General features: G+C 43.3%; 28 protein-coding genes. 27 read left to right on the plus strand and 1 reads right to left on the minus strand.

What is annotated here, in order from left to right; all coding sequences use genetic code 11:
• Positions 1-46: 46 nt before the first annotated feature.
• Complete coding sequence (gene spoVM, locus DER53_RS09925; protein ID WP_003394991.1) at positions 47-127, plus strand: stage V sporulation protein SpoVM; 81 nt, start codon at positions 47-49, stop codon at positions 125-127.
• A 46-nt stretch (positions 128-173) separates the two neighbouring features.
• Here spoVM and rpmB read toward each other — a convergent pair whose 3' ends face one another.
• Positions 174-359 carry a 50S ribosomal protein L28 gene (gene rpmB, locus DER53_RS09930; RefSeq protein ID WP_015863405.1) on the minus strand — a complete coding sequence of 62 codons (186 nt, stop codon included), beginning with the start codon at positions 357-359 and terminating at the stop codon, positions 174-176.
• A 239-nt stretch (positions 360-598) separates the two neighbouring features.
• On the opposite strand from rpmB, the gene DER53_RS09935 reads away from it, so the two are divergent.
• The 26 genes from DER53_RS09935 to DER53_RS10060 all read left to right on the plus strand — a co-directional run bounded on the left by DER53_RS09935 (position 599) and on the right by DER53_RS10060 (position 24,498).
• Complete coding sequence (locus DER53_RS09935; protein WP_015863406.1) at positions 599-961, plus strand: Asp23/Gls24 family envelope stress response protein; 363 nt, start codon at positions 599-601, stop codon at positions 959-961.
• Positions 962-978: 17 nt separating this feature from the next.
• A complete protein-coding gene (locus DER53_RS09940) occupies positions 979-2,655 on the plus strand; it encodes a DAK2 domain-containing protein (RefSeq protein WP_062678239.1) in 1,677 nt (558 codons plus the stop codon).
• Positions 2,656-2,721: 66 nt separating this feature from the next.
• A complete protein-coding gene (gene sdaAB, locus DER53_RS09945; protein WP_062753433.1) occupies positions 2,722-3,384 on the plus strand; it encodes an L-serine ammonia-lyase, iron-sulfur-dependent subunit beta in 663 nt (220 codons plus the stop codon).
• Positions 3,385-3,418: 34 nt separating this feature from the next.
• Complete coding sequence (gene sdaAA / locus DER53_RS09950) at positions 3,419-4,309, plus strand: L-serine ammonia-lyase, iron-sulfur-dependent, subunit alpha (RefSeq protein ID WP_041269848.1); 891 nt, start codon at positions 3,419-3,421, stop codon at positions 4,307-4,309.
• Positions 4,299-6,347 (plus strand): ATP-dependent DNA helicase RecG, encoded by a 2,049-nt coding sequence (gene recG, locus DER53_RS09955; RefSeq protein WP_062753431.1) that lies wholly within the window; start codon positions 4,299-4,301, stop codon positions 6,345-6,347. Before sdaAA ends, recG begins: the two co-directional genes overlap by 11 nt.
• Before the next feature lie 120 nt (positions 6,348-6,467).
• On the plus strand, positions 6,468-7,064 hold the full coding sequence (fapR, locus tag DER53_RS09960; RefSeq protein WP_015863411.1) for a transcription factor FapR: 597 nt from the start codon (positions 6,468-6,470) through the stop codon (positions 7,062-7,064).
• Positions 7,048-8,037 (plus strand): phosphate acyltransferase PlsX, encoded by a 990-nt coding sequence (plsX, locus tag DER53_RS09965; RefSeq protein WP_062753429.1) that lies wholly within the window; start codon positions 7,048-7,050, stop codon positions 8,035-8,037. Before fapR ends, plsX begins: the two co-directional genes overlap by 17 nt.
• A gap of 14 nt (positions 8,038-8,051) precedes the next feature.
• A complete protein-coding gene (fabD, locus tag DER53_RS09970; RefSeq protein ID WP_062753428.1) occupies positions 8,052-8,993 on the plus strand; it encodes an ACP S-malonyltransferase in 942 nt (313 codons plus the stop codon).
• A gap of 3 nt (positions 8,994-8,996) precedes the next feature.
• Positions 8,997-9,737 (plus strand): 3-oxoacyl-[acyl-carrier-protein] reductase, encoded by a 741-nt coding sequence (fabG, locus tag DER53_RS09975; protein ID WP_062753426.1) that lies wholly within the window; start codon positions 8,997-8,999, stop codon positions 9,735-9,737.
• 74 nt (positions 9,738-9,811) lie between these two features.
• Positions 9,812-10,045: an acyl carrier protein gene (locus tag DER53_RS09980; RefSeq protein WP_003251806.1), complete on the plus strand. Its 234-nt coding sequence runs from the start codon at positions 9,812-9,814 to the stop codon at positions 10,043-10,045.
• Between the two features lie 149 nt (positions 10,046-10,194).
• The gene (gene rnc / locus DER53_RS09985; RefSeq protein ID WP_062678236.1) at positions 10,195-10,935 is read left to right on the plus strand and encodes a ribonuclease III; all 741 of its coding nucleotides are present in this window, start codon (positions 10,195-10,197) and stop codon (positions 10,933-10,935) included.
• A 92-nt stretch (positions 10,936-11,027) separates the two neighbouring features.
• Positions 11,028-14,591: a chromosome segregation protein SMC gene (smc, locus tag DER53_RS09990; RefSeq protein ID WP_062753424.1), complete on the plus strand. Its 3,564-nt coding sequence runs from the start codon at positions 11,028-11,030 to the stop codon at positions 14,589-14,591.
• A 21-nt stretch (positions 14,592-14,612) separates the two neighbouring features.
• Complete coding sequence (gene ftsY / locus DER53_RS09995) at positions 14,613-15,602, plus strand: signal recognition particle-docking protein FtsY (RefSeq protein ID WP_062678234.1); 990 nt, start codon at positions 14,613-14,615, stop codon at positions 15,600-15,602.
• 161 nt (positions 15,603-15,763) lie between these two features.
• Complete coding sequence (locus tag DER53_RS10000; protein WP_062753422.1) at positions 15,764-16,096, plus strand: putative DNA-binding protein; 333 nt, start codon at positions 15,764-15,766, stop codon at positions 16,094-16,096.
• Between the two features lie 17 nt (positions 16,097-16,113).
• Entirely contained in the window at positions 16,114-17,454 is a 1,341-nt protein-coding gene (gene ffh, locus DER53_RS10005) for a signal recognition particle protein (RefSeq protein ID WP_015863420.1), read from the plus strand.
• 94 nt (positions 17,455-17,548) lie between these two features.
• Positions 17,549-17,821 carry a 30S ribosomal protein S16 gene (gene rpsP, locus DER53_RS10010; protein ID WP_015863421.1) on the plus strand — a complete coding sequence of 91 codons (273 nt, stop codon included), beginning with the start codon at positions 17,549-17,551 and terminating at the stop codon, positions 17,819-17,821.
• A gap of 14 nt (positions 17,822-17,835) precedes the next feature.
• Positions 17,836-18,072: a KH domain-containing protein gene (locus tag DER53_RS10015; protein ID WP_041269849.1), complete on the plus strand. Its 237-nt coding sequence runs from the start codon at positions 17,836-17,838 to the stop codon at positions 18,070-18,072.
• 52 nt (positions 18,073-18,124) lie between these two features.
• A complete protein-coding gene (locus DER53_RS10020) occupies positions 18,125-18,511 on the plus strand; it encodes a YlqD family protein (RefSeq protein WP_062753420.1) in 387 nt (128 codons plus the stop codon).
• Positions 18,512-18,525: 14 nt separating this feature from the next.
• Entirely contained in the window at positions 18,526-19,044 is a 519-nt protein-coding gene (gene rimM, locus DER53_RS10025) for a ribosome maturation factor RimM (RefSeq protein WP_062753418.1), read from the plus strand.
• Positions 19,044-19,778 carry a tRNA (guanosine(37)-N1)-methyltransferase TrmD gene (gene trmD, locus DER53_RS10030; protein WP_162839690.1) on the plus strand — a complete coding sequence of 245 codons (735 nt, stop codon included), beginning with the start codon at positions 19,044-19,046 and terminating at the stop codon, positions 19,776-19,778. Before rimM ends, trmD begins: the two co-directional genes overlap by 1 nt.
• A gap of 137 nt (positions 19,779-19,915) precedes the next feature.
• Positions 19,916-20,263: a 50S ribosomal protein L19 gene (gene rplS, locus DER53_RS10035; RefSeq protein ID WP_062753416.1), complete on the plus strand. Its 348-nt coding sequence runs from the start codon at positions 19,916-19,918 to the stop codon at positions 20,261-20,263.
• Positions 20,264-20,365: 102 nt separating this feature from the next.
• Positions 20,366-20,917: a signal peptidase I gene (lepB, locus tag DER53_RS10040; RefSeq protein ID WP_062753414.1), complete on the plus strand. Its 552-nt coding sequence runs from the start codon at positions 20,366-20,368 to the stop codon at positions 20,915-20,917.
• A gap of 13 nt (positions 20,918-20,930) precedes the next feature.
• The gene (ylqF, locus tag DER53_RS10045) at positions 20,931-21,782 is read left to right on the plus strand and encodes a ribosome biogenesis GTPase YlqF (RefSeq protein WP_375781757.1); all 852 of its coding nucleotides are present in this window, start codon (positions 20,931-20,933) and stop codon (positions 21,780-21,782) included.
• An 82-nt stretch (positions 21,783-21,864) separates the two neighbouring features.
• A complete protein-coding gene (locus DER53_RS10050; RefSeq protein ID WP_015863429.1) occupies positions 21,865-22,698 on the plus strand; it encodes a ribonuclease HII in 834 nt (277 codons plus the stop codon).
• Positions 22,655-24,229: a hypothetical protein gene (locus tag DER53_RS10055; protein WP_174525688.1), complete on the plus strand. Its 1,575-nt coding sequence runs from the start codon at positions 22,655-22,657 to the stop codon at positions 24,227-24,229. Before DER53_RS10050 ends, DER53_RS10055 begins: the two co-directional genes overlap by 44 nt.
• On the plus strand, positions 24,226-24,498 hold the full coding sequence (locus DER53_RS10060) for an EscU/YscU/HrcU family type III secretion system export apparatus switch protein (RefSeq protein WP_015863431.1): 273 nt from the start codon (positions 24,226-24,228) through the stop codon (positions 24,496-24,498). Before DER53_RS10055 ends, DER53_RS10060 begins: the two co-directional genes overlap by 4 nt.
• Positions 24,499-24,528 lie beyond the last annotated feature (30 nt).

A 24,528-nucleotide genomic window follows, 5' to 3' on the forward strand; every position in this document is an offset into this window, starting at 1 on the left:
GAGATGAAGGAAAGTCCGTTATGATGGCAGTGAGGAGGGAATCGGAATGAAATTTTATACCATTAAATTACCGAAATTTCTTGGTGGAATTGTGCGTGCCATGTTAAATTCCTTTAAAAAAGGATAATAAAAAAGCACCAATTTTTTGGTGCTTTTTTATTATGCGGTGTCCGTTAAACGCGTTGTACTTTTCCAGATTTTAATGCGCGGGCAGACACCCATACACGTTTTGGTTTTCCGTCGACTAAAATACGAACTTTTTGAAGGTTTACTTTCCATGTGCGTTTATTTGCATTCATCGCATGTGAACGTGAATTGCCGAAAGATTTTTTCTTTCCTGTCACAAAGCATTTTGCCATCTTTTTTCCCTCCTTACTCGTACCGCATTCCGATGTGAGTCTAAAAAACACTATTATAATTTACCATACAAACAGTTAAATTTCAATATATGATGTTTTATCTTTCAAGAAAATATCCTTGACATATATTTTTATTTTCGGCTAAATAATACTAGTGGGCGATGGGAGAACTTTTAAAAAGCAGAGCGTTATAGTACAATGACTGTAGCTATGCGAACAATTCCGAAGGGGGAACTGTCATGTCCATTGAATTGCAAACGAAATACGGGAGAATCGAAATTTCCAATGATGTAATTGCGATGATTGCAGGGGGCGCTGCGGTCGATTGCTACGGAATCGTTGGAATGGCATCGAAAAATCAAATTAAAGACGGAATTTCTGAAATTTTGCGGAGGGAAAACTTTTCTAAAGGTGTGATTGTCCGAGAAGAAAATGGGGAAGTGCATATCGATATGTACATTATTGTTAGCTATGGAACGAAAATTTCTGAAGTTGCTCACAATGTGCAAACAAAAGTGAAATATACGCTTGATCAAATGTTAGGGCTTTCTGTACAGTCGATTAATATTTATGTTCAAGGGGTTCGTGTAACGAATCCGTAGTAAGGAGGAGTTAGTAGGTGACAATTAGGATACTTGACGGAAGACTGTTTGCAGAAATGGTCTTTCAAGGAGCGGCGCATTTATCCAACAATGCAAAAGCGGTCGATGCGCTGAACGTCTTTCCGGTTCCGGATGGCGATACAGGCACGAATATGAATTTATCGATGACTTCTGGTGCAAAGGAAGTAAAAAATAACATTTCTGATCATATTGGAAAAGTCGGCAGTGCATTAGCAAAAGGGCTATTGATGGGAGCACGCGGAAATTCAGGAGTGATTTTATCGCAATTGTTTCGTGGTTTTGCGAAAGCGGTGGAAGCGAAAAAAGAAATTAATAGTGCGGAATTTGCTGCTGCGCTTGAAGCAGGTGTCACCACCGCTTATAAAGCGGTAATGAAGCCGGTGGAAGGCACGATACTGACCGTAGCGAAAGACGCGGCGAAGCGGGCGGTAGAAGTCGCAAAAAAAGAACAAGACATTGCCATTGTGATGGAAGAGGTAGTGAAGGAAGCGAAGGCGTCTTTGCAACGCACACCTGAATTATTGCCGGTATTAAAAGAAGTGGGGGTTGTCGATAGCGGCGGTCAAGGGCTTGTCTACGTATATGAAGGATTTTTGAGCGCATTAAAAGGGGAAAATGTTGCTGATCGAAAGCCTATAGAAGTCTCGATGCAAGAATTAATCAATGCTGAACATCATAAAAGTGCACAAAGCCATATCGATACGGATGAAATTGAGTTTGGTTACTGTACCGAATTTATGGTACGGTTTGAACGAGATAAATTGCAAAAACATCCATTCTCTGAAGAAGCGTTTCGTCAAGATTTAAGCCGATTCGGTGACTCATTATTAGTCATTGCTGATGATGAACTTGTAAAAGTGCATATTCACACAGAACAGCCTGGCGAAGTACTGACATATGGACAAAAATACGGAAGTTTAATAAACATTAAAATTGAAAATATGCGCCAACAGCACGCAAATATAGTAAATCAAGAACGCAATGCTGCTTCGAGCGCATCGAAGGCGAAACAAAAAGAGAAATATGGAATTGTGACAATAGCGATGGGATCCGGCGTTGCCGAGCTGTTTAAAAGCATCGGCGCACACGTTGTCATTGAAGGCGGCCAAACGATGAACCCGAGCACGGAGGATATCGTAAAAGCAATTGAAAGCATTAACGCAGAAACAGTATTCGTGCTTCCAAATAATAAAAACATTATTATGACAGCACAACAAGCTGCGACCGTCGTCAACCAAAAGGTGATCGTCATTCCATCGAAAACAGTCCCTCAAGGGATGTCGGCATTGCTGGCGTTTAATCCATCACTTTCTGAGGAACAAAATGAAAAAGCAATGACGGTCGCCTTGTCGCGTGTCAAAACAGGACAAGTTACGTTTTCAGTACGGGATACAACGATCGATGGGGTGGAGATTGAAAAAGACGATTATATGGGTCTTGCTGATAATAAAATCGTTGCGGCGGAAAGAGATAAGCTTTCGGTGACGAAGCAATTGCTTAATACGCTAATTGATGAAGATAGTGAAATCGTTACAATGATATATGGGGAAGAAGCAACAGAAGAGGAAGTCGAAGCGATTGTTTCTTATATTGAGGAAACATATCCGGACGTAGAAGTGGAAGTGCATAACGGAAAACAGCCGTTATATCCATTTATCTTTTCTGTTGAATAAATTATGTTAGAATAGTAGAAGGGGAGTTCCCCTTCTATTTTATTGTAATATTAAGGGAGTGAAAATGTGAAATATAAAAGCGTCTTTGATATTATCGGACCGATTATGATTGGCCCATCGAGTTCGCATACAGCGGGAGCGGCGCGAATCGGGAGAGTGGCGCGCAGCTTATTTGGCAGAAAACCGAAATGGGCACATATTTCTTTTTACGGCTCTTTTGCGCAAACGTATAAAGGCCATGGAACCAATGTAGCCATTGTTGGTGGCCTTCTTGATTTCGATACATTTGATGAGCGAATTCCTTATTCGCTTGAAATTGCGAAACAAGAAGGAATGGAAGTCACTTTTTATGAAGAAGATGCGATTCCTCATCATCCTAACACTGCGAGAGTGCGCATTGGAGATGAAAAAGGGGAATTGGAACTTGTCGGTATTTCCATTGGCGGTGGAAAAATCGAGATTATCGAGTTAAACGGATTTGAGTTGAAGTTGTCTGGCCATCATCCGGCATTGCTCATTATGCATAATGACCGGTACGGGGCGATCGCGTCGGTGGCGAATGTTTTAGCGAAATATGCGATTAATATTGGACATATGGAAGTGTCACGGAAAGAAAAAGGAAAAGAAGCGTTGATGACCATTGAAATAGATCAGCCGATTGATCAAACAGTGATTGATGAACTGACAGCGTTGCCGCATATTATCCAAGTAACAAACATTGCGGATTAGCGTAAGCGTTTGCAAAAAAGGAGGCCGCATCATGATGTTTCGCAACGTTGCTGAACTTGTGCAATTGGCGGAAAGCCAAAACATTAAAATTGCCGAAGTAATGATTCGGCAAGAGATAGAAGTAACGGGGAGAAGCCGTGAAGAAATTTTTGCGCAAATGGATAAAAACTTGCAAGTAATGGAACAAGCGGTTGCAAAAGGGCTTGCCGGCGTTGTCTCCAGATCGGGGCTCACTGGCGGGGATTCGGTGTTGTTGCAACAATATATCAGACAAGGGAATTTTTTATCAGGAGAAACGATTTTAGATGCCGTTAGTAAAGCGGTGGCGACAAATGAAGTAAACGCGGCAATGGGCGTCATCTGCGCGACGCCGACTGCGGGTTCCGCCGGAGTTGTTCCGGGGACGCTTTTTGCAGTAAAAGAAAAATTAAAGCCGACGCGTGAAGAGATGATTGAATTTTTATTTACAGCGGGGGCATTCGGTTTTGTTGTTGCCAATAACGCCTCCATCTCTGGCGCGGCTGGAGGGTGTCAAGCGGAGGTCGGCTCAGCCGCGGGAATGGCGGCGGCAGCGTTAGTCGAACTTGCCGGGGGAACGCCGAGCCAAGCAGCGGAAGCGATGGCGATCGCTTTAAAAAATATGTTAGGATTAGTATGTGATCCTGTCGCTGGTCTTGTCGAAGTTCCATGTGTAAAGCGAAATGCGATGGGAGCGGCAAATGCGATGGTAGCAGCAGACATGGCGCTTGCTGGTATTAAAAGCCGCATTCCATGTGATGAGGTCATTGAAGCGATGTTTCGCATCGGTGAAACGATGCCAACTGCATTGAAAGAAACTGCAGAAGGAGGGTTAGCAGCAACGCCGACCGGCCGCGCTTTAGCGGCAAAAATTTTCGGCGTTTCAGCTAATAGCCGTGAATCGTGAGTTGCAACAACCTGTTACAGCAATAAAGGGAATTGGAGAAGAAACAAGTGAAGCGCTTCGAGAAATGGGGATTACAACGATTGAGGAATTGTTTATGCATATTCCATACCGCTATGAAGATTATGAGATAAAAGATTTAGCGGAAGTAAAACACGACGAAAAAGTAACAGTCGAAGGGAAGGTTCATAGCGAGCCTTCTCTTACCTATTATGCGAAAAAAAAATCGCGCTTAACATTTCGTCTGCTTGTGGGACGGTATTTAATCACCGTCGTTTGTTTCAATCGTCCTTATTTAAAAGGAAAATTATCCATTAACGATACCGTTACAGTCATTGGAAAATGGGATCAACACCGTCAAATGATTACGGCATATGAATTGAAACTAGGACCGCTGCCGCAAAAGCGGGAAATTGAACCTGTTTACTCGGTTCGTGGATCCATCACAGTGAAAGGAATGCGTCGTTTTATCAAGTTGGCTTTAACGCAATACGGCGAAGCAATCGTGGATCCGCTCCCGCTATCGATACGGCAAACGTACCGGCTTATTTCAAAGCAGGAAGCGATTCGGGCGATCCATTTTCCACGTTCTCATGAGGAATTGAAGCAGGCGAGACGGAGGCTTGTATACGAGGAATTTTTGCTTTTTCAATTAAAAATTCATGCTCTTCGTAAAGTGCAAAGAGAATATTCGGAAGGAATCGCCCATTCGTTTTCGGAGGAAAAATTGCATGCCTTCATCCAACAGCTTCCATTTTCGTTGACAAAAGCACAGCAGCGCGTTGTTCATGAAATACTAGCGGATATGCGATCCCCATACCGTATGAACCGCCTTCTTCAAGGAGACGTTGGTTCGGGAAAAACGGTCGTTGCGGCGATTGTATTATATGCTGCCGTTCTATCCGGCTATCAAGGAGCGCTAATGGTGCCGACGGAAATTCTAGCGGAGCAGCACGCGCAGTCATTGCAAACATTATTCGCATCAACCAATGTAACGGTGGCGTTACTAACAAGTTCTGTGAAAGGAAAGAAAAGAAAGGAAATTTTAGAACAGCTTGCTTGTGGAGATATTGACATTATTATTGGGACACATGCACTTATTCAAGAAGAAGTAAATTTCAAGCAGCTTGGTTTGGTGATTACAGACGAACAACATCGGTTTGGAGTGGAACAGCGCCGGATTTTGCGCGAAAAAGGGCAATCGCCTGACGTGTTGATGATGACGGCGACACCAATTCCGCGAACGCTTGCCATTACTGCGTTTGGCGAAATGGATGTGTCGGTGATCGACGAAATGCCGGCCGGAAGAAAAAAAGTGCAGACATATTGGGTAAAACACCATATGTTTGAACGCGTTCTTGATTTTATCGAAAAAGAAATTCAAAAAGGACGCCAAGCATATGTCATTTGTCCGCTCATTGAAGAATCGGAAAAATTAGATGTGCAAAACGCGATTGATGTTCATAGCATGTTGACACATTATTACAAAGGGAAATATCATATCGGCCTTATGCACGGACGGCTTTCTTCGGAGGAAAAAGAGGAAGTAATGAAAGCGTTCAGCGAAAATCGTGTGCAAGTGTTAGTTTCTACTACGGTTGTGGAAGTTGGCGTAAATGTCCCGAACGCCACTGTCATGGTGATTTACGATGCGGAACGATTTGGGCTGGCACAGCTGCATCAATTGCGCGGTCGGGTCGGCCGCGGCGATGAGCAATCATATTGTATTTTAATTGCTGATCCAAAATCAGAAACAGGAAAAGAGAGAATGCGCATTATGACGGAAACGACAGACGGATTTGTTCTATCAGAGAAAGACTTGCAGTTGCGCGGCCCTGGTGATTTTTTTGGCACCAAACAAAGTGGTATGCCTGAATTTAAATTTGGAGACGTCGTACATGATTATCGCATTCTGGAAGTAGCGCGCAACGATGCGGCAAAATTAGTTCAATCTACTGCTTTTTGGCGCGATGAGCCGTATCAATGGCTGCGTCTTTATTTACAAGAATCCGGTGTGCTAGATGGCGAAAAATTAGATTGATACGGAGCTGTTTTCGCCATTTTCACCAAAGAATGAAACCACTTTTTTTGCTTGCAATCTTTTTTTCGAGATTATATACTACTATTAGTACCTAGTCATAGAAGTGGACGGTGTAAATAGATGCGAAAAAGCAAACGGGAACGACAACGGCTTTTGCAAGAAACGATTCAAGAAAATCCGTTTATTACCGATGAGGAATTAGCTGAAAAATTTTCCGTCAGCGTTCAAACGATCCGCTTAGACCGTTTAGAGTTGTCGATACCTGAACTGCGTGAGCGAATTAAACATGTCGCGCAGCAATCGCTGGCCGATAAAGTCAGGTCGCTTCCGATTGAGGAAGTAATCGGGGAAATTATCGATATTGAGCCCGACCATAGCGCCATTTCTATTTTCGATGTGAAATCAGAACATGTGTTTAAGCGGAATCGTATTGCGCGCGGTCATCATTTATTTGCCCAAGCCAATTCACTTGCCGTTGCCGTCATCAACGATGAGCTTGCATTGACAGCAAAAGCGAACATTCGCTTTACAAGACAAGTGAAAGAAAATGAACGAGTGGTAGCGAAAGCAAAAGTGGTCGGCGAAAAAGAGAACGGACGAACGATTGTGGAAGTAAACAGCTACGTCGGGCAAGAACTTGTCTTTTCCGGAACGTTTGAAATGTATCGATCAAATCGCGAAAAAAAGGATGGAGACAGCAATGAAAATAGCAATTGATGCGATGGGAGGAGACCATGCCCCAAAAGAAATCGTTCTCGGGGCGATGAAGGCCGTTCAGCACTTTTCAGATGTACATATTACTCTATTCGGAGACGAGGGCAAAATTCGCCCTTATCTTACATCAGACGAACGGATCACTGTCATTCATACTAATGAAGTGATCGAAGCAACGGATGAACCAGTGCGGGCGGTAAGAAGAAAAAAACAATCGTCCATGGTGTTAATGGCCGAAGAAGTGAAAGAAGGACGCGCTGATGCTTGTATATCGGCGGGAAATACGGGCGCGCTTATGGCGGCAGGGCTATTCGTCGTCGGACGAATCGCGGGGATTGATCGACCTGCATTAGCACCAACGCTTCCGACGATTGGCGGCGAAGGATTTTTGTTTTTAGATGTCGGAGCAAACGTCGATGCCCGTCCGGAACATCTGTTGCAATATGCTTTAATGGGAGCGGTGTACGCGGAAAAAGTTCGGGGAATTCCACGCCCGCGCATCGGCCTATTAAACGTTGGAACAGAAGACCAAAAGGGAAACGATGTTGCCAAGAAGGCGTTCCAACTTTTGCGAGAAACCGATCTTAATTTTATCGGCAACGTAGAAGCGCGCGATTTATTGCAAGGCGTCGCTGATGTGGTTGTCACGGATGGTTTTACTGGCAACGTTGCATTAAAAACGATTGAAGGTACGGCTATTTCCGTTTTTTCTATGTTAAAAGAAGCATTAACAAGCAGTTTTTTAAGCAAATTAGCGGCAGCTATTTTAAAGCCGAAATTAATAGATTTGAAAAAAACGATGGATTATTCCGAATATGGAGGGGCTGCGCTGTTTGGACTAAACGCTCCTGTCGTAAAAGCTCACGGTTCGTCTGATGCGAACGCCATCTTTCACGCCGTCCGTCAGGCGCGGGAAATGGTAGCGAACGATATCATCACTACAATAAAAGAAGCGATTGAACAAAATCATTCATAAGGGAAGTGGAACATATGGGGAAAATTGCTTTTATTTTTCCAGGACAAGGGTCGCAAACGGTAGGCATGGGAAAAGACGTCGCGCAAAGCGATGCCAACATCGCTGCGGTGTTTCAGTCCGCGGACGAACGTCTTGGTTTTTCGCTTTCTTCGCTTATTTTTGAAGGGCCGCAAGAAACGCTGACTTTAACGTACAACGCACAGCCGGCCTTATTAACGACGAGCATTGCGCTTCTTGAAAAAGTAAAAGAAGCCGGCATTACGGCGGATTACGTCGCTGGCCATAGTTTAGGAGAATATACGGCGCTTGTGGCGGCGGGAGCGATTTCGTTTACCGATGCGGTGTATGCGGTAAGAAAACGCGGGGAGTTTATGGAAGAAGCGGTGCCGGCAGGAGAAGGAACGATGGCCGCGGTGCTGGGAATGGATGCGGCCGCGCTTGAAGCGGTGACAAAAGAAGTATCGGAACAAGGCGATCCAGTACAGCTGGCGAATTTAAACTGTCCAGGGCAAATCGTTATTTCCGGTTCAAAAGCGGGAGTAGAAAAAGCCGAGCAGCTTGCGAAAGAGCGAGGAGCAAAAAGGGTTATTCCGCTTGAGGTGAGCGGTCCGTTTCATTCTTCCCTTATGAAACCGGCAGCAAGCAAATTGCAGGATGTGCTAAACACCATTGCGATTCGTGATGCTGAAATTCCTGTTATTTCAAACGTTACTGCACAGCCGGTCGTGAAAAAAGAAGAGATTTTGCGTCTATTAATCGAGCAATTGTATTCTCCTGTACGCTGGGAACAATCGGTAGAAATGATGTTCGGCTTAGGAGTAGATACATTTATTGAAATCGGTCCGGGGAAAGTGCTGTCAGGACTTGTGAAAAAAATTAACCGCAACGTGAGCGTGTACGCAGTGAACGATCTTGAGTCTTTACAAGCGACCGTTGCGGCATTGAAAGGAGAATAAACGATGTTGCAAGGAAAAGTTGCGCTTGTCACGGGAGCATCGCGCGGCATCGGCCGGGCGATTGCATTGGAGCTGGCGCGTCAAGGCGCAAAAGTAGCGGTCAATTACGCCGGCAATGAAGCGAAAGCGAATGAAGTTGTCGAAGAAATTAAAAATATGGGTGGGGAAGCGTTCGCCATTCAAGCGGACGTATCTAATGCCGAAGCTGTTGATCAGATGGTCAAAGCGGTATTAGAACGATTTGAGCGCATCGATATTTTAGTGAACAATGCCGGCATTACCCGCGATAATTTATTAATGCGCATGAAAGAAGAAGAATGGGATGACGTGATGAATATTAACTTAAAAGGGGTGTTTAACTGCACGAAAGCAGTGACACGCCCGATGATGAAACAGCGGTACGGCCGCATCGTGAACATTGCTTCTATCGTCGGCGTCAGCGGAAATCCGGGACAAGCAAACTATGTCGCCGCAAAAGCTGGCGTCATCGGGTTAACGAAAACAGCAGCCCGTGAGCTTGCGAGCCGCAACATTACCGTCAATGCGGTTGCTCCTGGATTTATTACAACCGATATGACCGACCGTCTTAGTGAAGAACTGAAGGAGGAAATGTTAAAACAAATTCCGCTTGCCCGCTTCGGCGAACCGGAAGATGTTGCGAAAGTCGTTTCATTCCTTGTATCGGATGCCGCTAGCTACATGACAGGGCAAACGCTTCATGTCGACGGCGGAATGGTCATGTAAAATCATATGTTTTTGAAATAGCCGCTAGTATTTTCTAGCTGAATCTACTATAATCATGAAGGGAGGTGAATGTGGTGGCAGACGTGTTAGAGCGTGTTACGAAAATTATCGTCGACCGCTTGGGTGTCGAAGAATCCCAAGTTACATTGGATGCTTCTTTCAAAGATGATCTAGGGGCAGACTCTCTAGATATCGTAGAGCTTGTGATGGAATTAGAAGATGAATTTAATATGGAAATTTCTGATGAAGAGGCTGAAAAAATTGTCACAGTAGGAGATGCTGTGAACTACATAAAAAGCCACATGTAATATCGTATAGAAAAGTCCCGTTACAAAAGCGGGGCTTTCTATGCTTTTTATCAGTGTAACGTACGGATGAACGGATATAATAAGGAAGGATAAAACATTGCTTTTTCTATATATATTTTTGTGTGGAATGAAGTCGGAGGGCCTTATGTATGTCGAAACCAAAAGATAAAGAACGAATAAATGAAAAAAGGCGAGCGAAATTTAAGGAACTGCAAAAAAAAATCGGCATTTTTTTTACGAATGAAAAACTTCTTATTCAGGCTTTTACCCATTCATCGTATGTGAATGAGCATCGGAGACGGCCGCATGAAGATAATGAACGGCTCGAGTTTTTAGGTGACGCGGTGCTTGAGCTTACCGTTTCGCAATATTTGTTTAAAAAATTTCCGCATATGAGTGAAGGAGAATTAACAAAACTGCGCGCGGCCATTGTATGTGAACCATCGCTTGTCAAATTTGCCAACGCCTTATCATTCGGTGAACTCGTGCTTTTAGGAAAAGGGGAGGAGTTGACAGGGGGGAGAACAAGGCCAGCGCTGTTGGCTGATGTATTCGAAGCATTCATTGGTGCGCTATATTTAGACCAAGGAATGGATGCGGTCATGCAATTTTTGGGACAAACGATTTTCCCAAAAATTGATGAAGGTGCTTTTTCTCATGTGATGGATTTTAAAAGCCAATTGCAAGAACTCGTTCAACGCGATGGCATCGGTGTGCTTGAATATAGCATTTTAGAAGAAAAAGGACCGGCACATAATAAAGAATTTGTCTCTCGCGTTTCGTTAAATGGACAGGCACTTGGCATCGGAATCGGAAAGTCAAAAAAAGAAGCAGAACAACATGCAGCGCAAATGGCATTGCAAAAATTAAAAACAATAGGAAAAGAATAAGGGGCTGGCTCTCCAATATAGTCAGCCCTTCTTTCGGTTCTTTATGTTATAGTGATGGTACAGACATAGGAAAGATTGTGAGGCGGGTATGAATGTTCCTCAAACGGTTGGATATTATCGGATTTAAATCATTTGCTGATCGAGTATCCATTGAATTTGTTCCCGGGGTGACGGCGGTTGTCGGTCCGAACGGGAGCGGAAAAAGCAATATAACCGATGCGATTCGTTGGGTGCTTGGCGAGCAGTCAGCAAAGTCGTTGCGCGGTGCGAAAATGGAAGATATTATTTTTGCTGGGAGTGATTCCCGGAAACCGCTGAATGTGGCAGAAGTGACGATCACTCTTGACAACGAAGATCAATTTTTGCCGCTCGATTATCAAGAAGTCAGCATTACGCGGCGTGTTTACCGCTCGGGAGAAAGTGAATTTTTCATTAATAAACAGCCGTGTCGTTTAAAAGATATTGTAGATCTATTGATGGATTCTGGGTTAGGAAAAGAAGCCTTTTCCATCATTGGCCAAGGTCGCGTCGAGGAAATTTTAAGCAGCAAGCCGGAAGAAAGACGGACCATTTTTGAAGAGGCAGCCGGTGTGTTAAAGTATAAAATCCGCAAGAAAAAAGCGGAAAATAAGCTTGCGGAAACGCAAGAAAACTTGCACCGTGTCAGCGATATTTTACATGAACTAGAACAACAACTAGAGCCGCTGAAAATGCAAGCATCCATCGCGAAAGATTATTTAGAAAAACGCGATGAACTCGAAAGATTTGAAGTAGCACTGATGGTGCATGACATTGAACAATTGCATCAGCAATGGACATCGCTAAAGCAACTGCTTGCACAGCACCAAAACGAAGAGATACAGCTATCTTCCACATTGCAAAAAGAGGAAGCGGAAATCGAACAGCTTCGCGATCATATTACGGCGCTTGATGAGTCGATTGACGGCCTGCAGCAAGTATTGCTCGTTGCGAGCGAAGAATTGGAAAAGCTCGAAGGGAAAAAAGAAGTATTAAAAGAGCGAAAGAAAAATGCCGCTCAATATAAAAAGCAGCTCGAAGATACAATTTCATCTCTTTCCGAAAAAAAGGAACGCCTCGAGCTAACGTTAAAGCATGAGAAAGAACAGCTTGCTCAGTTAAAGAAGACCGTTTCTACTATTCAAGCGGAACTAAAAGAGAAACAAGCGTCTCTTTCAGCCTATGACGCAAACGTCGAAGAGAAAATCGAGCAGTTAAAAAGCGATTATATTGAACTAGTTCATGAACAAGCTTCGCTAAAAAATGAGCGCTCCCATTTGCAAACACTGCTAGAAAAATTACAGGCAAAACAAATAGCGCTTGCCGAAGAAAACCGAAAATATTTAGACGAGCGCAAATATCTCGAAGAGCAATACGCAAAACTAGGCCAAAAGCGTCAACAAATGGAAAAAACGCTGCAAGAAAAGGAAAGGCTCTTGCAGCAAAAAACAAACGAAGTTGCGGCGATGAAAGCCGATTTGGAAAAGAAAGAATCCATGCTTTATCAAGCGTACCAATATTTGCAACAAACGAAGTCGCGCAAAGAAATGCTTGAGGAAATGCAGCAAGACTATGCAGGCTTTTTCCAAGGAGTAAAAGAAATATTAAAAGCACGTGCACAGTTTCCGGGCATTCATGGAGCCATCGTCGAATTGATTCAAGTGCCTGACCGCTACGAAACGGCGATGGAAATCGCTCTCGGCGGCGCGATGCAGCATATCGTTGTAGAAAATGAGGAAGTAGCGCGAAAAGCGATCCATTACTTAAAAGCGCATGCTTACGGGCGTGCTACTTTCTTGCCGATGAATGTCATGCAGCCGAAAACAATTTCTTCCGAACAACTTGCCCTTATTAAAGACCATCCGTCATTTGTCGGAATTGCAAGCGAGCTCATTCATTATGACAGCGCCTATCGTTCGGTCATTGCCAATTTGCTTGGAAATGTGATTATCACAACCGATTTAAAAGGAGCGAATGAACTAGCGCGCTTGCTTCATTATCGTTACCGTCTTGTAACACTCGATGGAGATGTCGTTAGTCCGGGCGGTGCGATGACTGGCGGCGGAATCGCGAAAAAAGCGAATTCTCTTTTAAGCAGAAACCGTGAATTAGAAACGATTACGGCAAAGCTGCATGAAATGGAGCAAAAAACAGAACAGCTTGAACGTTTTGTACAAACGAAGAAGAAAATGATTCATCAAGAGGAAGCGGCATTGCTTGCATTGCGAAAGCAAATAGAGGAGGAGCGTTTTGCGCTTCAAGAAGTAAAAAGCGAATTGCGCGAAGTACAATTGCAGGAAAAAAATATGAATGAACGTCTTGCTCTCTACGACCATGAAAAAGCCAATGATGAACAAGAAGCAAAACAGATGACAGAAAAGCTTGCTGTGATTGAACAACAGCTTTGCGACTTAGAAGGAAAATTGAAGGAAATCGATCGGACGATTGAAACGCTTCAAGCGCAAAAACAAACAGAGCAGACATCAAAAGAAGCGCTGCAAACAGCGATGACGGAACAAAAAATCGCTCTAGCCGAAACACAGCAGCGCCTAAAAAATGTTCAAGAAAAAGTAGAACAGCTCCATAACGAGCTAGCAGATACAGAAAAACAGCTGCAGGCGTCCAAACAAGAACTTGCCTCTCTGATCGAAGAGATGAATTCGAGCCATTTTGGAGAAGAAGAATTAGAGAAAATGCGGCAAAAAAAATCACAAGATAAGCAAAAAACGATTGAACTGATCGCCAGCCGCCGTGAACAGCGCTTGCAATATCAGACGAAGCTCGAGCATTTGGAACGGGAATGGAAAGAGAAAAAACGCCAGCATAAACAGCTTGCGGACATTGTAAAAGACGAAGAAGTCAAGCTGAACCGCCTTGATGTAGAGTTGGAAAATTTGTTAAGCCGTCTTCGCGAAGAATATATGCTTTCGTTTGAGGCGGCAAAAGAAGCGTATCCGTTAACGGTGGACGTTCAAGAAGCGCGCAAACGAGTAAAGCTTATTAAACGGGCGATCGATGAGCTCGGAACGGTGAACTTAGGCGCAATTGATGAATACGAACGGGTATCAGAGCGTTATCAATTTTTAACAGAACAAAAAGCGGATCTTCAGCAAGCAAAAGAAACGCTCCATCAAGTCATTGACGAGATGGACCAAGAAATGAAAAAACGATTTTTATCAACGTTTGAACATATTCGTTCCCACTTCGGCGACGTGTTTCGCCAGCTGTTCGGCGGAGGAAACGCTGATTTGCGCCTGACGAATCCGGACGATCTGCTCGAAACAGGCATCGAAATCGTCGCACAGCCGCCAGGAAAGAAATTACAGAATTTAAGCTTGCTTTCCGGCGGGGAGCGTGCGCTAACGGCGATTGCTCTATTGTTCTCCATTTTAAAGGTGCGCCCTGTTCCGTTTTGTGTGCTTGATGAGGTGGAAGCAGCGCTGGATGAAGCGAACGTGCATCGCTACGCCCAATATTTAAAACAATTCAGCGACCAGACACAATTTATTGTCATTACCCATCGAAAAGGAACGATGGAAGAAGCGGACGTGCTGTATGGCGTCACGATGCAGGAATCTGGCGTATCGAAACTCGTTTCCGTCCGTTTAGAAGATTCGAAACAACTCGTAAAGTCATAATGTAGAAAGGATGGCGTCGATATGAGTTTTTTCAAAAAGTTAAAAGAAAAAATTACAAAACAAGCGGATTCGGTTACGGAAAAGTTTAAGCAAGGCCTTTCGAAAACGCGTGATTCATTCGCTGGCCGCGTCAACGATTTAATCGCCCGCTATCGGAAAGTCGATGAAGAATTTTTTGAAGAACTCGAAGAAATTTTGATTAGTGCGGATGTTGGTGTGAATACCGTTATGGAGCTGGTTGATGAACTGAAAATGGAAGTGAAACGCCGCAATATTCAAGATCCGAAAGAAATGAAGGCGGTTATTTCCGAAAAGCTTGTTGAGATTTACCGCGGCGATGATGACGCGAAAGCCGAATTAAATATCCAAGAAAATGGCTTAACCGTTATCTTGTTTGTCGGTGTCAATGGAGTCGGCAAAACGACGACGATCGGCAAGCTTGCCCATAAGTTGAAATCAGAAGGAAAGACGGTTATGCTCGCGGCAGGCGATACGTTCCGCGCCGGAGCGATTGAGCAGCTTGAAGTCTGGGGGGAGCGCGTCGGTGCGGAAGTCATTAAACAATCAGCAGGTTCGGACCCAGCGGCCGTTATATATGATGCGATCCAAGCGGCAAAAGCGCGCAATGTCGATGTGCTTTTATGCGATACAGCTGGACGTTTGCAAAACAAAGTGAATTTAATGAAAGAGCTTGAAAAAGTAAAACGCGTCATTGAACGGGAAATTCCAGGAGCGCCGCATGAAGTGCTGCTTGTACTTGATGCGACAACCGGACAAAATGCGATGAGCCAAGCGAAAATTTTTAAAGAAGTAACTAACGTCACTGGCATCGTGTTGACGAAGCTCGACGGCACGGCTAAAGGCGGGATCGTGCTTGCGATCCGCAATGAGCTTCATATTCCGGTGAAATTCGTTGGGCTTGGCGAAAAAATGGATGATTTGCAGCCGTTTGATCCGGAACAATATGTATATGGTTTGTTTGCGGATTTATTTGATGAAACAAATGAGTAACATATAGGTCTAAAAGACGGGGCTGGCTCGAGACATCATGATTCATGGTCTTTTTGAGCCAGCTTCTTTTTTGTAAAGATAAAATCTTGACATGTATAATAAAAAAAGATACACTAAACATCTGTAAAGGTGTTTCACTTAACAAAAAAGGAGGGAGTTTCATGCTCGAAAAAACGACGAGAATGAATTATTTGTATGACTTTTATCAAGCGCTGCTGACGCCAAAACAGCGCAGCTATATGTCGCTTTACTATTTAGACGATTACTCCCTCGGTGAAATTGCCCAGCAGTATGAAGTCAGCCGTCAGGCTGTTTATGATAATATAAAGCGAACCGAAGCGATGCTAGAAGAATATGAAAAAAAATTATCGCTCTTTCAGAAGTTTCAAAAACGAAAACAGCTGATGAACCAACTAAAAGATTATGTTTTACAAAAATATGGAGAGGACAAACAACTTTTCGATATGATTAAAGAACTAGAAGAATTAGAATGATAAGGAGGTGAAAACAGATGGCGTTTGAAGGATTATCCGAACGTTTACAAAACGTGATGAACAAAATCCGCGGCAAAGGAAAAGTAACGGAAGCGGATGTTAAGGAAATGATGCGTGAAGTTCGCCTTGCCCTTCTTGAAGCGGACGTCAACTTTAAAGTTGTCAAAGACTTTGTCAAGCGGGTCAGCGAACGCGCGGTTGGGCAGGAAGTGTTAAAAAGCTTAACGCCGGGACAGCAAGTCATTAAAGTTGTCAAAGAAGAGCTGACCGAACTGATGGGCGGCGAACAAAGCAAAATTGCGGTTGCCAGCCGTCCGCCGACCGTCATTATGATGGTTGGATTGCAAGGCGCCGGAAAAACGACGACGACCGGGAAATTAGCGAACTTGCTGCGGAAACGATATAATCGCAAACCACTGTTAGCCGCGGCGGACATTTATCGTCCAGCGGCGATTAAACAGCTTGAAACGCTTGGAAAACAACTGAATATGCCCGTTTTTTCCTTGGGCGATCAAGTCAGCCCTGTGGAAATTGCCAAGCAAGCCATCGAAAAAGCAAAAGAAGAGCATTACGACTATGTGCTCATCGACACGGCCGGACGTCTCCATATTGACGAAACATTGATGGATGAATTAAAGCAAATGAAAGAAGTAGCGAAGCCAGATGAAATTTTCCTCGTTGTCGACGCGATGACGGGGCAAGATGCGGTAAATGTCGCGCAAAGCTTTCATGAACAGCTTGGCATCACCGGCGTTATTTTAACGAAGCTTGACGGCGACACGCGCGGCGGGGCGGCGCTTTCGATTCGAGCGGTTACGAACACCCCGATTAAATTCGTCGGAATGGGTGAAAAGCTCGACGCGCTCGAGCCGTTTCATCCGGAGCGCATGGCTTCGCGCATTCTAGGAATGGGTGATGTGCTTACACTTATTGAAAAAGCGCAGGCCGCTGTCGATGAAGAAAAAGCCAAAGAGCTCGAACAAAAAATGCGCACTGCTACGTTTACACTTGAAGATTTCTTAGAGCAGCTTGGGCAAGTGCGTAAACTCGGCCCCCTTGATGAAATTTTAAAAATGCTTCCGGGTGCGAATAAAATAAAAGGGTTGAACAACTTACAAATTGATGAAAAACAAATTAGCCGCGTTGAAGCGATTATTCGCTCGATGACAAAAGAAGAAAAAATGCATCCGGAAATTATTAATGGAAGCCGGAAAAAGCGGATTGCAAAAGGAAGCGGCACATCCGTGCAAGAGGTAAACCGGCTTTTAAAACAGTTTGAAGAAATGAAAAAGATGATGAAAATGATGACAAATATGCCAAAAGGAAAGAAAAGAGGGTTTAAATTCCCGTTTATGTAGAGAATGATGTGTTAAGAAAAAACACTTTACAAACTACGTAATTATTGTTAATATACTATCTTGTGTGAACTATTTACGGAGGTGCTAAAATAACATGGCAGTAAGAATTCGTTTAAAACGCATGGGTGCGAAGAAAAAACCTTTCTATCGTATCGTTGTTGCGGACTCTCGTTCTCCGCGTGACGGACGTTTCATCGAAACAATTGGTACGTATAATCCGATTACAGAACCAGCAGAAATCAAAATCGACGAGGAACTTGCGCTTAAATGGCTGCAAAACGGCGCAAAACCGTCGGATACGGTCCGCAACCTGTTATCCAAACAAGGCATTTTAGAGAAGTTCCATAACTTAAAATACGGCAAATAATGTCTGTGGTGTACATGAAACAATTAATTGAAACGATCGTACAAGCGCTTGTCGATCATCCCGAAGAGGTTTTCGTGACAAACATCGAGGATGAACGGACAATCATTTATGAGGTGTCAGTGCACGAAGAAGATATCGGCAAAGTGATTGGAAAGCAAGGTCGTACGATTCATGCGATTCGCACGGTCGTGTACGCTGCAGCAGTAAAGCAGCCAAAACGTGTGATCGTGCAAGTAAAAGAAAAAGGGTGAGGGTGATTTTCCTCTCCCTTTTTCTATATTTATTTCCGTTAGGAGTGACATTATGAAAATTATTCAAACGATAGAAGTGCGGCAAATCGTAACGGAAAAGAGCAAACAAGCGCTTCGTGAGGCATTTTTAGCCCAAAAACAACAACTCATGCGGGAATGTGATCAGCTTCGTTTCGAACAGAAACGGCTCGAAAAAACAGGAAAATATTCTTCTTCCCTTCTAAAGCAGCACTTTGCAAAAGAAATGGATGCAAGGATGGAAAAGATCAAACTTCTTGATTTTCAGCTGGAACAATTACATATCCTACCGTTAGGAAGCGAATTAAAAGAGCGGGAAGTACAAGCGCTCATTGACGTAGAGGTCGGTGACAAGTGGGAAAATGTCATTTCCAAACGTGCCATTATTATTGAAGATGGAATCGTCAAAGAAATTCGCTAGAAGGGGTGAATGGAATGGAAAAGTGGTTTAATGTCGGAAAAATTGTGAATACGCATGGGATTCGTGGCGAAGTACGTGTTATTTCCCGCACTGATTTTCCAGAGGAACGTTATAAAAAAGGAAATACGTTATATATTTTTATGGAGAAATCGAAAGAACCAGTCGCAGTAACCGTCAAAAGCCATCGTGTTCATAAATCATTTGATTTGCTTGCGTTTGAAGGATATGACAACATTAATCTTGTCGAGAAGTTTAAAGGGGCGATGTTGAAGGTGCCGGAGAGCCAGCTTGGCGAGTTAGATGAAGGAGAATATTATTTCCATGAAATTATTGGCTGTACGGTCGTTACAGAAGAAGGGGAAACGATCGGAACCGTGAAAGAAATTTTAACTCCGGGCGCCAACGATGTATGGGTGGTAAAACGGAATAACGGAAAAGAAGTGCTTATTCCATATATAGAAGACGTTGTAAAAAATGTCGATGTAGAAACGAAAACCATTACCATTCGCCCAATGGAAGGGCTGCTCGAATGATGAGAATCGATATATTAACATTATTTCCGAACATGTTTACTGGAGTTTTTAATGAGTCAATTTTGAAAAAGGCACAAGAGAAAAAGGCGGTTTCGCTTAATGTGATCAATTTTCGCGATTTCGCGGATAACAAGCATAAAACAGTGGATGATTATCCATACGGCGGCGGAGCGGGAATGGTGTTAAAGCCGCAGCCGATTTTTGACGCAGTTGCCTATGTGACAAAGTATTCCGAACATCCACGCATCATTTTGCTTTGCCCGCAAGGTGAACGCTACACGCAAAAAAAAGCGGAAGAACTGGCGAAAGAGGACCATTTAGTGCTTATTTGCGGCCATTACGAAGGCTATGATGAACGAATTCGCGAATATTTAGTGACCGATGAAATCTCAATTGGGGATTATGTATTAACAGGCGGGGAATTAGGAGCAATGGTGATCGTCGATAGCGTTGTCCGGCTGCTTCCGGGTGTGCTTGGCAACGAAGCTTCTCCTGTTCATGACTCGTTTAGTTCCGGCTTGCTCGAACACCCACATTACACGCGTCCTGCCGATTTCCGCGGCATGAAAGTTCCAGAAGTACTTTTGTCGGGAAATCATCGCCTCATCGAAGAATGGCGTGAAAAACAATCGTTAAAACGAACGTTTTTGCGCCGACCGGATTTACTAGAAAATTATCCATTAACAGAAAAGCAAAAACGATGGATCGAAGAGTGGAAAAAAGAAGAGCGGTAACTATTGCGCATGATGCAAGTTTATGCTAGTATATTCTTTGTGTGACTTAAGTGATTTGCTTAAGTGAGGAAAACGATGTTCCGCTGCAATGATGCAAAAGCATTGTCATGAACATCTGTTGGAAGGAGTGGAAAATGATGCATCATTTAATCCAAGAAATTACGAAAGAGCAATTGCGGACAGATTTACCAGATTTCCGTCCTGGTGACACGGTGCGCGTTCATGTGAAAGTCATCGAAGGAAGCCGTGAACGTATCCAAGTGTTTGAAGGCGTTGTAATTAAACGCCGCGGTGCTGGTATTAGCGAAACATTCACCGTCCGCAAAGTATCTTACGGTGTTGGTGTAGAGCGTACTTTCCCAGTGCATACACCGAAAATCGCGAAGTTAGAAGTTGTTCGCCGCGGTAAAGTACGCCGTGCGAAATTGTATTATTTACGTCAACTTCGTGGTAAAGCAGCACGCATTAAAGAAATCGTTCGATAATGAACATTATGAATGGAGAAAAAGGAGCTTGATGGCAAGCTCCTTTTTTCACTACCCGTAATTGTGTCATAATAGATAAAAAATCATTTAGGTGGGAGAATGATGGAAAAGAAAAGAAGTGAACTGCGGGAATGGTTAAAAGCGATTGTGATTGCCGTTTTGCTCGCGGGCGGCATTCGTTATTTTATTTTCGCGCCGATTATTGTCGACGGCCAGTCAATGATGCCAACCCTGCACAATCACGACCGTATGATTGTCAATAAGCTCTCTTATAAAATCGGTACGCCTCATCGTTTTGACATTGTTGTTTTTCATGCCGAAGAGGGAAAAGACTATATTAAGCGGGTCATCGGCTTGCCCGGCGACCATATTGAATACAAAAACGATACGCTATATGTAAACGGAAAGCCGTACGAGGAACCGTACCTAGAAGAATATAAAAAACAAGTGGTCGATGGTCCATGGACCGAACCGTTTACTTTAGAGGAACTTACCGGCCGAAAAACAGTGCCAAAAGGCTATTTGTTCGTTATGGGGGACAATCGCCGTTTTAGTAAAGATAGCCGTCACATTGGATTTATACCAATGGATAAAGTTGTCGGAAAAGCCAATATTGTGTATTGGCCGCTTTCTGATGCACGCATTGTGAAATAATAAGCAATAGGTGATGCATATGACGATTCAATGGTTTCCCGGCCATATGGCGAAAGCAAAACGGGAAGTGCAAGAAAAACTGAAACTAATCGATATCGTGTTCGAATTGCTCGATGCCCGCATTCCGCTGTCATCGAGAAATCCGATGATTCATGAAATTCTCGGCAACAAGCCGCGTATCGTTTTACTAAATAAAGCGGATATGGCTGATGAGACGGTGACGGAGCAATGGATTGCCTATTTCGAACGGCAGCAGTTGCATGCGTTGGCGATCGATGCGCAAACAGGCACAGGGATCAAAAAAATTGTAGCAGCGTCGAAAGAGATGTTGAAAGACAAATTTGCTAAAATGGCGGCGAAAGGAATAAAAAATCCTCGACCGATGCGCGCGCTCATTGTTGGAATTCCGAATGTTGGAAAATCTACGCTAATTAATCGTCTTGCTGGAAGGAATATTGCAAAAACAGGGGATAAACCGGGGGTCACGAAAGCGCAGCAATGGATTAAAGTCGGCAAAGAAATGGAGCTTCTTGATACACCAGGTATTTTATGGCCGAAATTTGAGGATGAGGAAGTTGGTCTGAAGCTTGCCACAACCGGGGCCATTAAAGATACGATTTTAAATTTGCAAGATGTTGCTGTATATGCGTTAAATTTTTTAAAACAGCATTATCCAGAACGATTAAAAGAGCGGTATTCTCTTGATGATATTCCTGGAGAAATTGTGGCATTGTTTGATGCAATTGGCAAACGGCGCGGCTGTCTTGTCAGCGGGGGTGCCGTTGACTATGATAAAGTATCCGAAATTGTGCTTCACGATATTCGTACGGAAAAATTAGGAAGATTGAGTTTTGAAACTCCATAAAAGCCCGCTAAATGAATCGGGCTTTATTTTTTTATTGCAATGCCGATAAAATGTATAGAGAAAGAAGAGAGGGACAGGAGAAATGAATAAATATACTGTAAAAGAAATACAAGCTCTATTACAGCAAATCGATGATGAGAATGCTCCCTTGTTTAAAGAGATTGTTCAAGATGAGCGAAAAAGCGTACAAAAGCTCGTTGCTCGCTGGTATAAACAGAAAAAACAAGAAGAACAAGCAAAAAGACAATGGCAGGAAATGTCGCGCTATGAGCGGCAGTTGTTTGAACAAGGAATCGAGTATATAGCTGGCATCGATGAAGCGGGACGAGGGCCGCTTGCTGGTCCAGTTGTTGCCGCGGCCGTCATGCTGCCGAAAGATGCGTACATTCCGGGATTAAATGACTCGAAAAAGCTATCGGAAGCAAAGCGGGAAATGTTATTTCATATGATTCAATCCTGTGCGATTTCGATTGGCATTGGCGTCGTCACAGCTGCGGAAATTGATGAAATGAACATCTATGAAGCAACAAAAAAAGCGATGATCAAAGCGGTCGAACAGCTTTCACCGAAACCGGATTATTTATTAATTGATGCAATGACACTGCCTATATCAACACCGCAACAAAGCATTGTAAAAGGCGATGCAAATAGCGTTTCGATTGCGGCTAGTTCCATCATTGCAAAAGTGACGCGCGACCATTTTATGAAACAGCTCGCAAAGCAATATCCACAATATGGATTTGAAAAAAATATGGGATATGGCACTGCCCAGCATTTAGAAGCGATTCGCGTATACGGTACCATTGATGAACACCGTCGTTCTTTTTCTCCAATTAAAGAAATGATAGAAATGAAGAAAGAAGGAAAGGAATATGATCAAACGCATCGACAAAGCATTGCCGGTTTTTCCAGCTAGCGATGCAACGCACGGCCGCTTTCGCCATGGACAAGTTGTCTATGGAAAAATTGAGAGCATACAAGGAGAAGCTGAAAAGATCGCTCATGTGCGCGTCGGGGATGAAATTGTAACTGCAAGATTACGCGCTTCTTTACAAGCGGGAAATTATTATTTATTCGAAGTAAAAGCCGAAAATGACAATATATATTGGAAAATAATAGATGGAGAGAGAGGGCTCTCTTTCAACATCGATGAAGCGGCGCAGCATCTTATTCAAAAATGGAAATTGCCGCGTGATGCGCATTCTTTTCTTCGCTTTGTATTACAAGAAAAAATACCGGTTGCGAAAGAAGAAATGAGTAAAATCGTTCAATGGACAGAGCAATTAGAAGATAAGGAACAAGGATGGGAAACGCTTCGCTATATGTTTGCCCGTCGTTTTCCGGTGACGAAAGATGTTTTCTTTTCATTGCTTGCGGTAAAAACCAATCCCCCGCTTTTTCAGCAGCTGCAATATACGGAAAAACTGCTGGCGTCTTTGCCAACGGAACAGCAAAAAGATTCATTGCAAGCGTTGCATCGCTATTTACAGCACATTGCAACCGATCGAAAAAACGCCTATGACATTCTTTCCAATTTACTTCAATCATTACAACAACCTGAACAAAAGATCGCGCAACAATTATTGAACAAGTTAGGTTTACCGTTACACAACATAGATTCTGATCAATTAAAAAAATTCCAAACTGCCATTAGGAATGGCGACTTCCAAGAAATACAGCAGCATTTACAGCTGTTATTTCCAGGATTTGAAGAACAGCAATTTCTTAAACATTTTCAAACGCTTTATGTATCCTATGAGAACGGTTTTCTCTCCAATGAGGAACAACAGCTTTTTTCTGCTATTTTAACAAGATCGGATAATGATATTGCTTTATCGATTTTTCATCTATTAAAAGAGTCGTTTCAGAAGCTTGGGCTTCAGTATGAAGCAAATATACGCCGAGCGCTGGAAACAAAAACGCTTGCCATGACGACGCTAACGTCTTTAAAATCCCTTCTTTTGCAGGCGTTAGAAAACGCGCATGAACCGGTATTGAAAGAAACGTTACAGACGCTTCTTTATCATATTACTGGTCAGCAACTATTATCCCAAGGCGAAGGACCATTGCAACATGTATTTATGCAAATTCCGATTCAGATTGGAGAACAACGGACGGATGTAGCGATTCATTGGCAAGGAAAAAGACAAAAAAATGGGAAAATCGACCCAGACTATTGTCATATCGTTTTTTGCTTACTTTTGGACAAATTAAAAGAAACGGTTGTCGACGTGCGCGTGCAACAACGTATTGTTCACATTTCCATTTTCAATGATCATCCCCATTTACTCCGCATTGCCAATGAGTTTCAACCTATGCTGAAAGAACGGCTAGAGGCGCATGGATATACGTTATCCGCTTTGAAAATCGAAACATCTAAACAAAAGAAAATGCCCATTGATATCGTATTTCAACAACGTTATAACGGGGTGGATTACCGTATATGAAAAACAAAGAAAAACAAGCGGTGGCCCTTTCCTATGATTCGAATGTACATGAAGCTCCGGTAGTGGTTGCCAAAGGAAAAGGGCATGTAGCGGAAGCGATCATCGATGCCGCAAAACAACACGGGATTCCTATACAAGAAGATCCGTCTCTCGTCCAATTATTGAGTGAACTGGAAATAAACGAAACAATCCCTGAAGATTTGTACTATCTTGTTGCTGAATTGTTTGCGTTTATTTATCGTTTAGACAAACATGTAAAAAAAGAATAGATCCCCTTGTATCAAAGGATTGAAAGGGTT

This window comes from Parageobacillus toebii NBRC 107807 (assembly GCF_003688615.2).
Classification (GTDB): Bacteria; Bacillota; Bacilli; order Bacillales; family Anoxybacillaceae; genus Parageobacillus_B; species Parageobacillus_B toebii.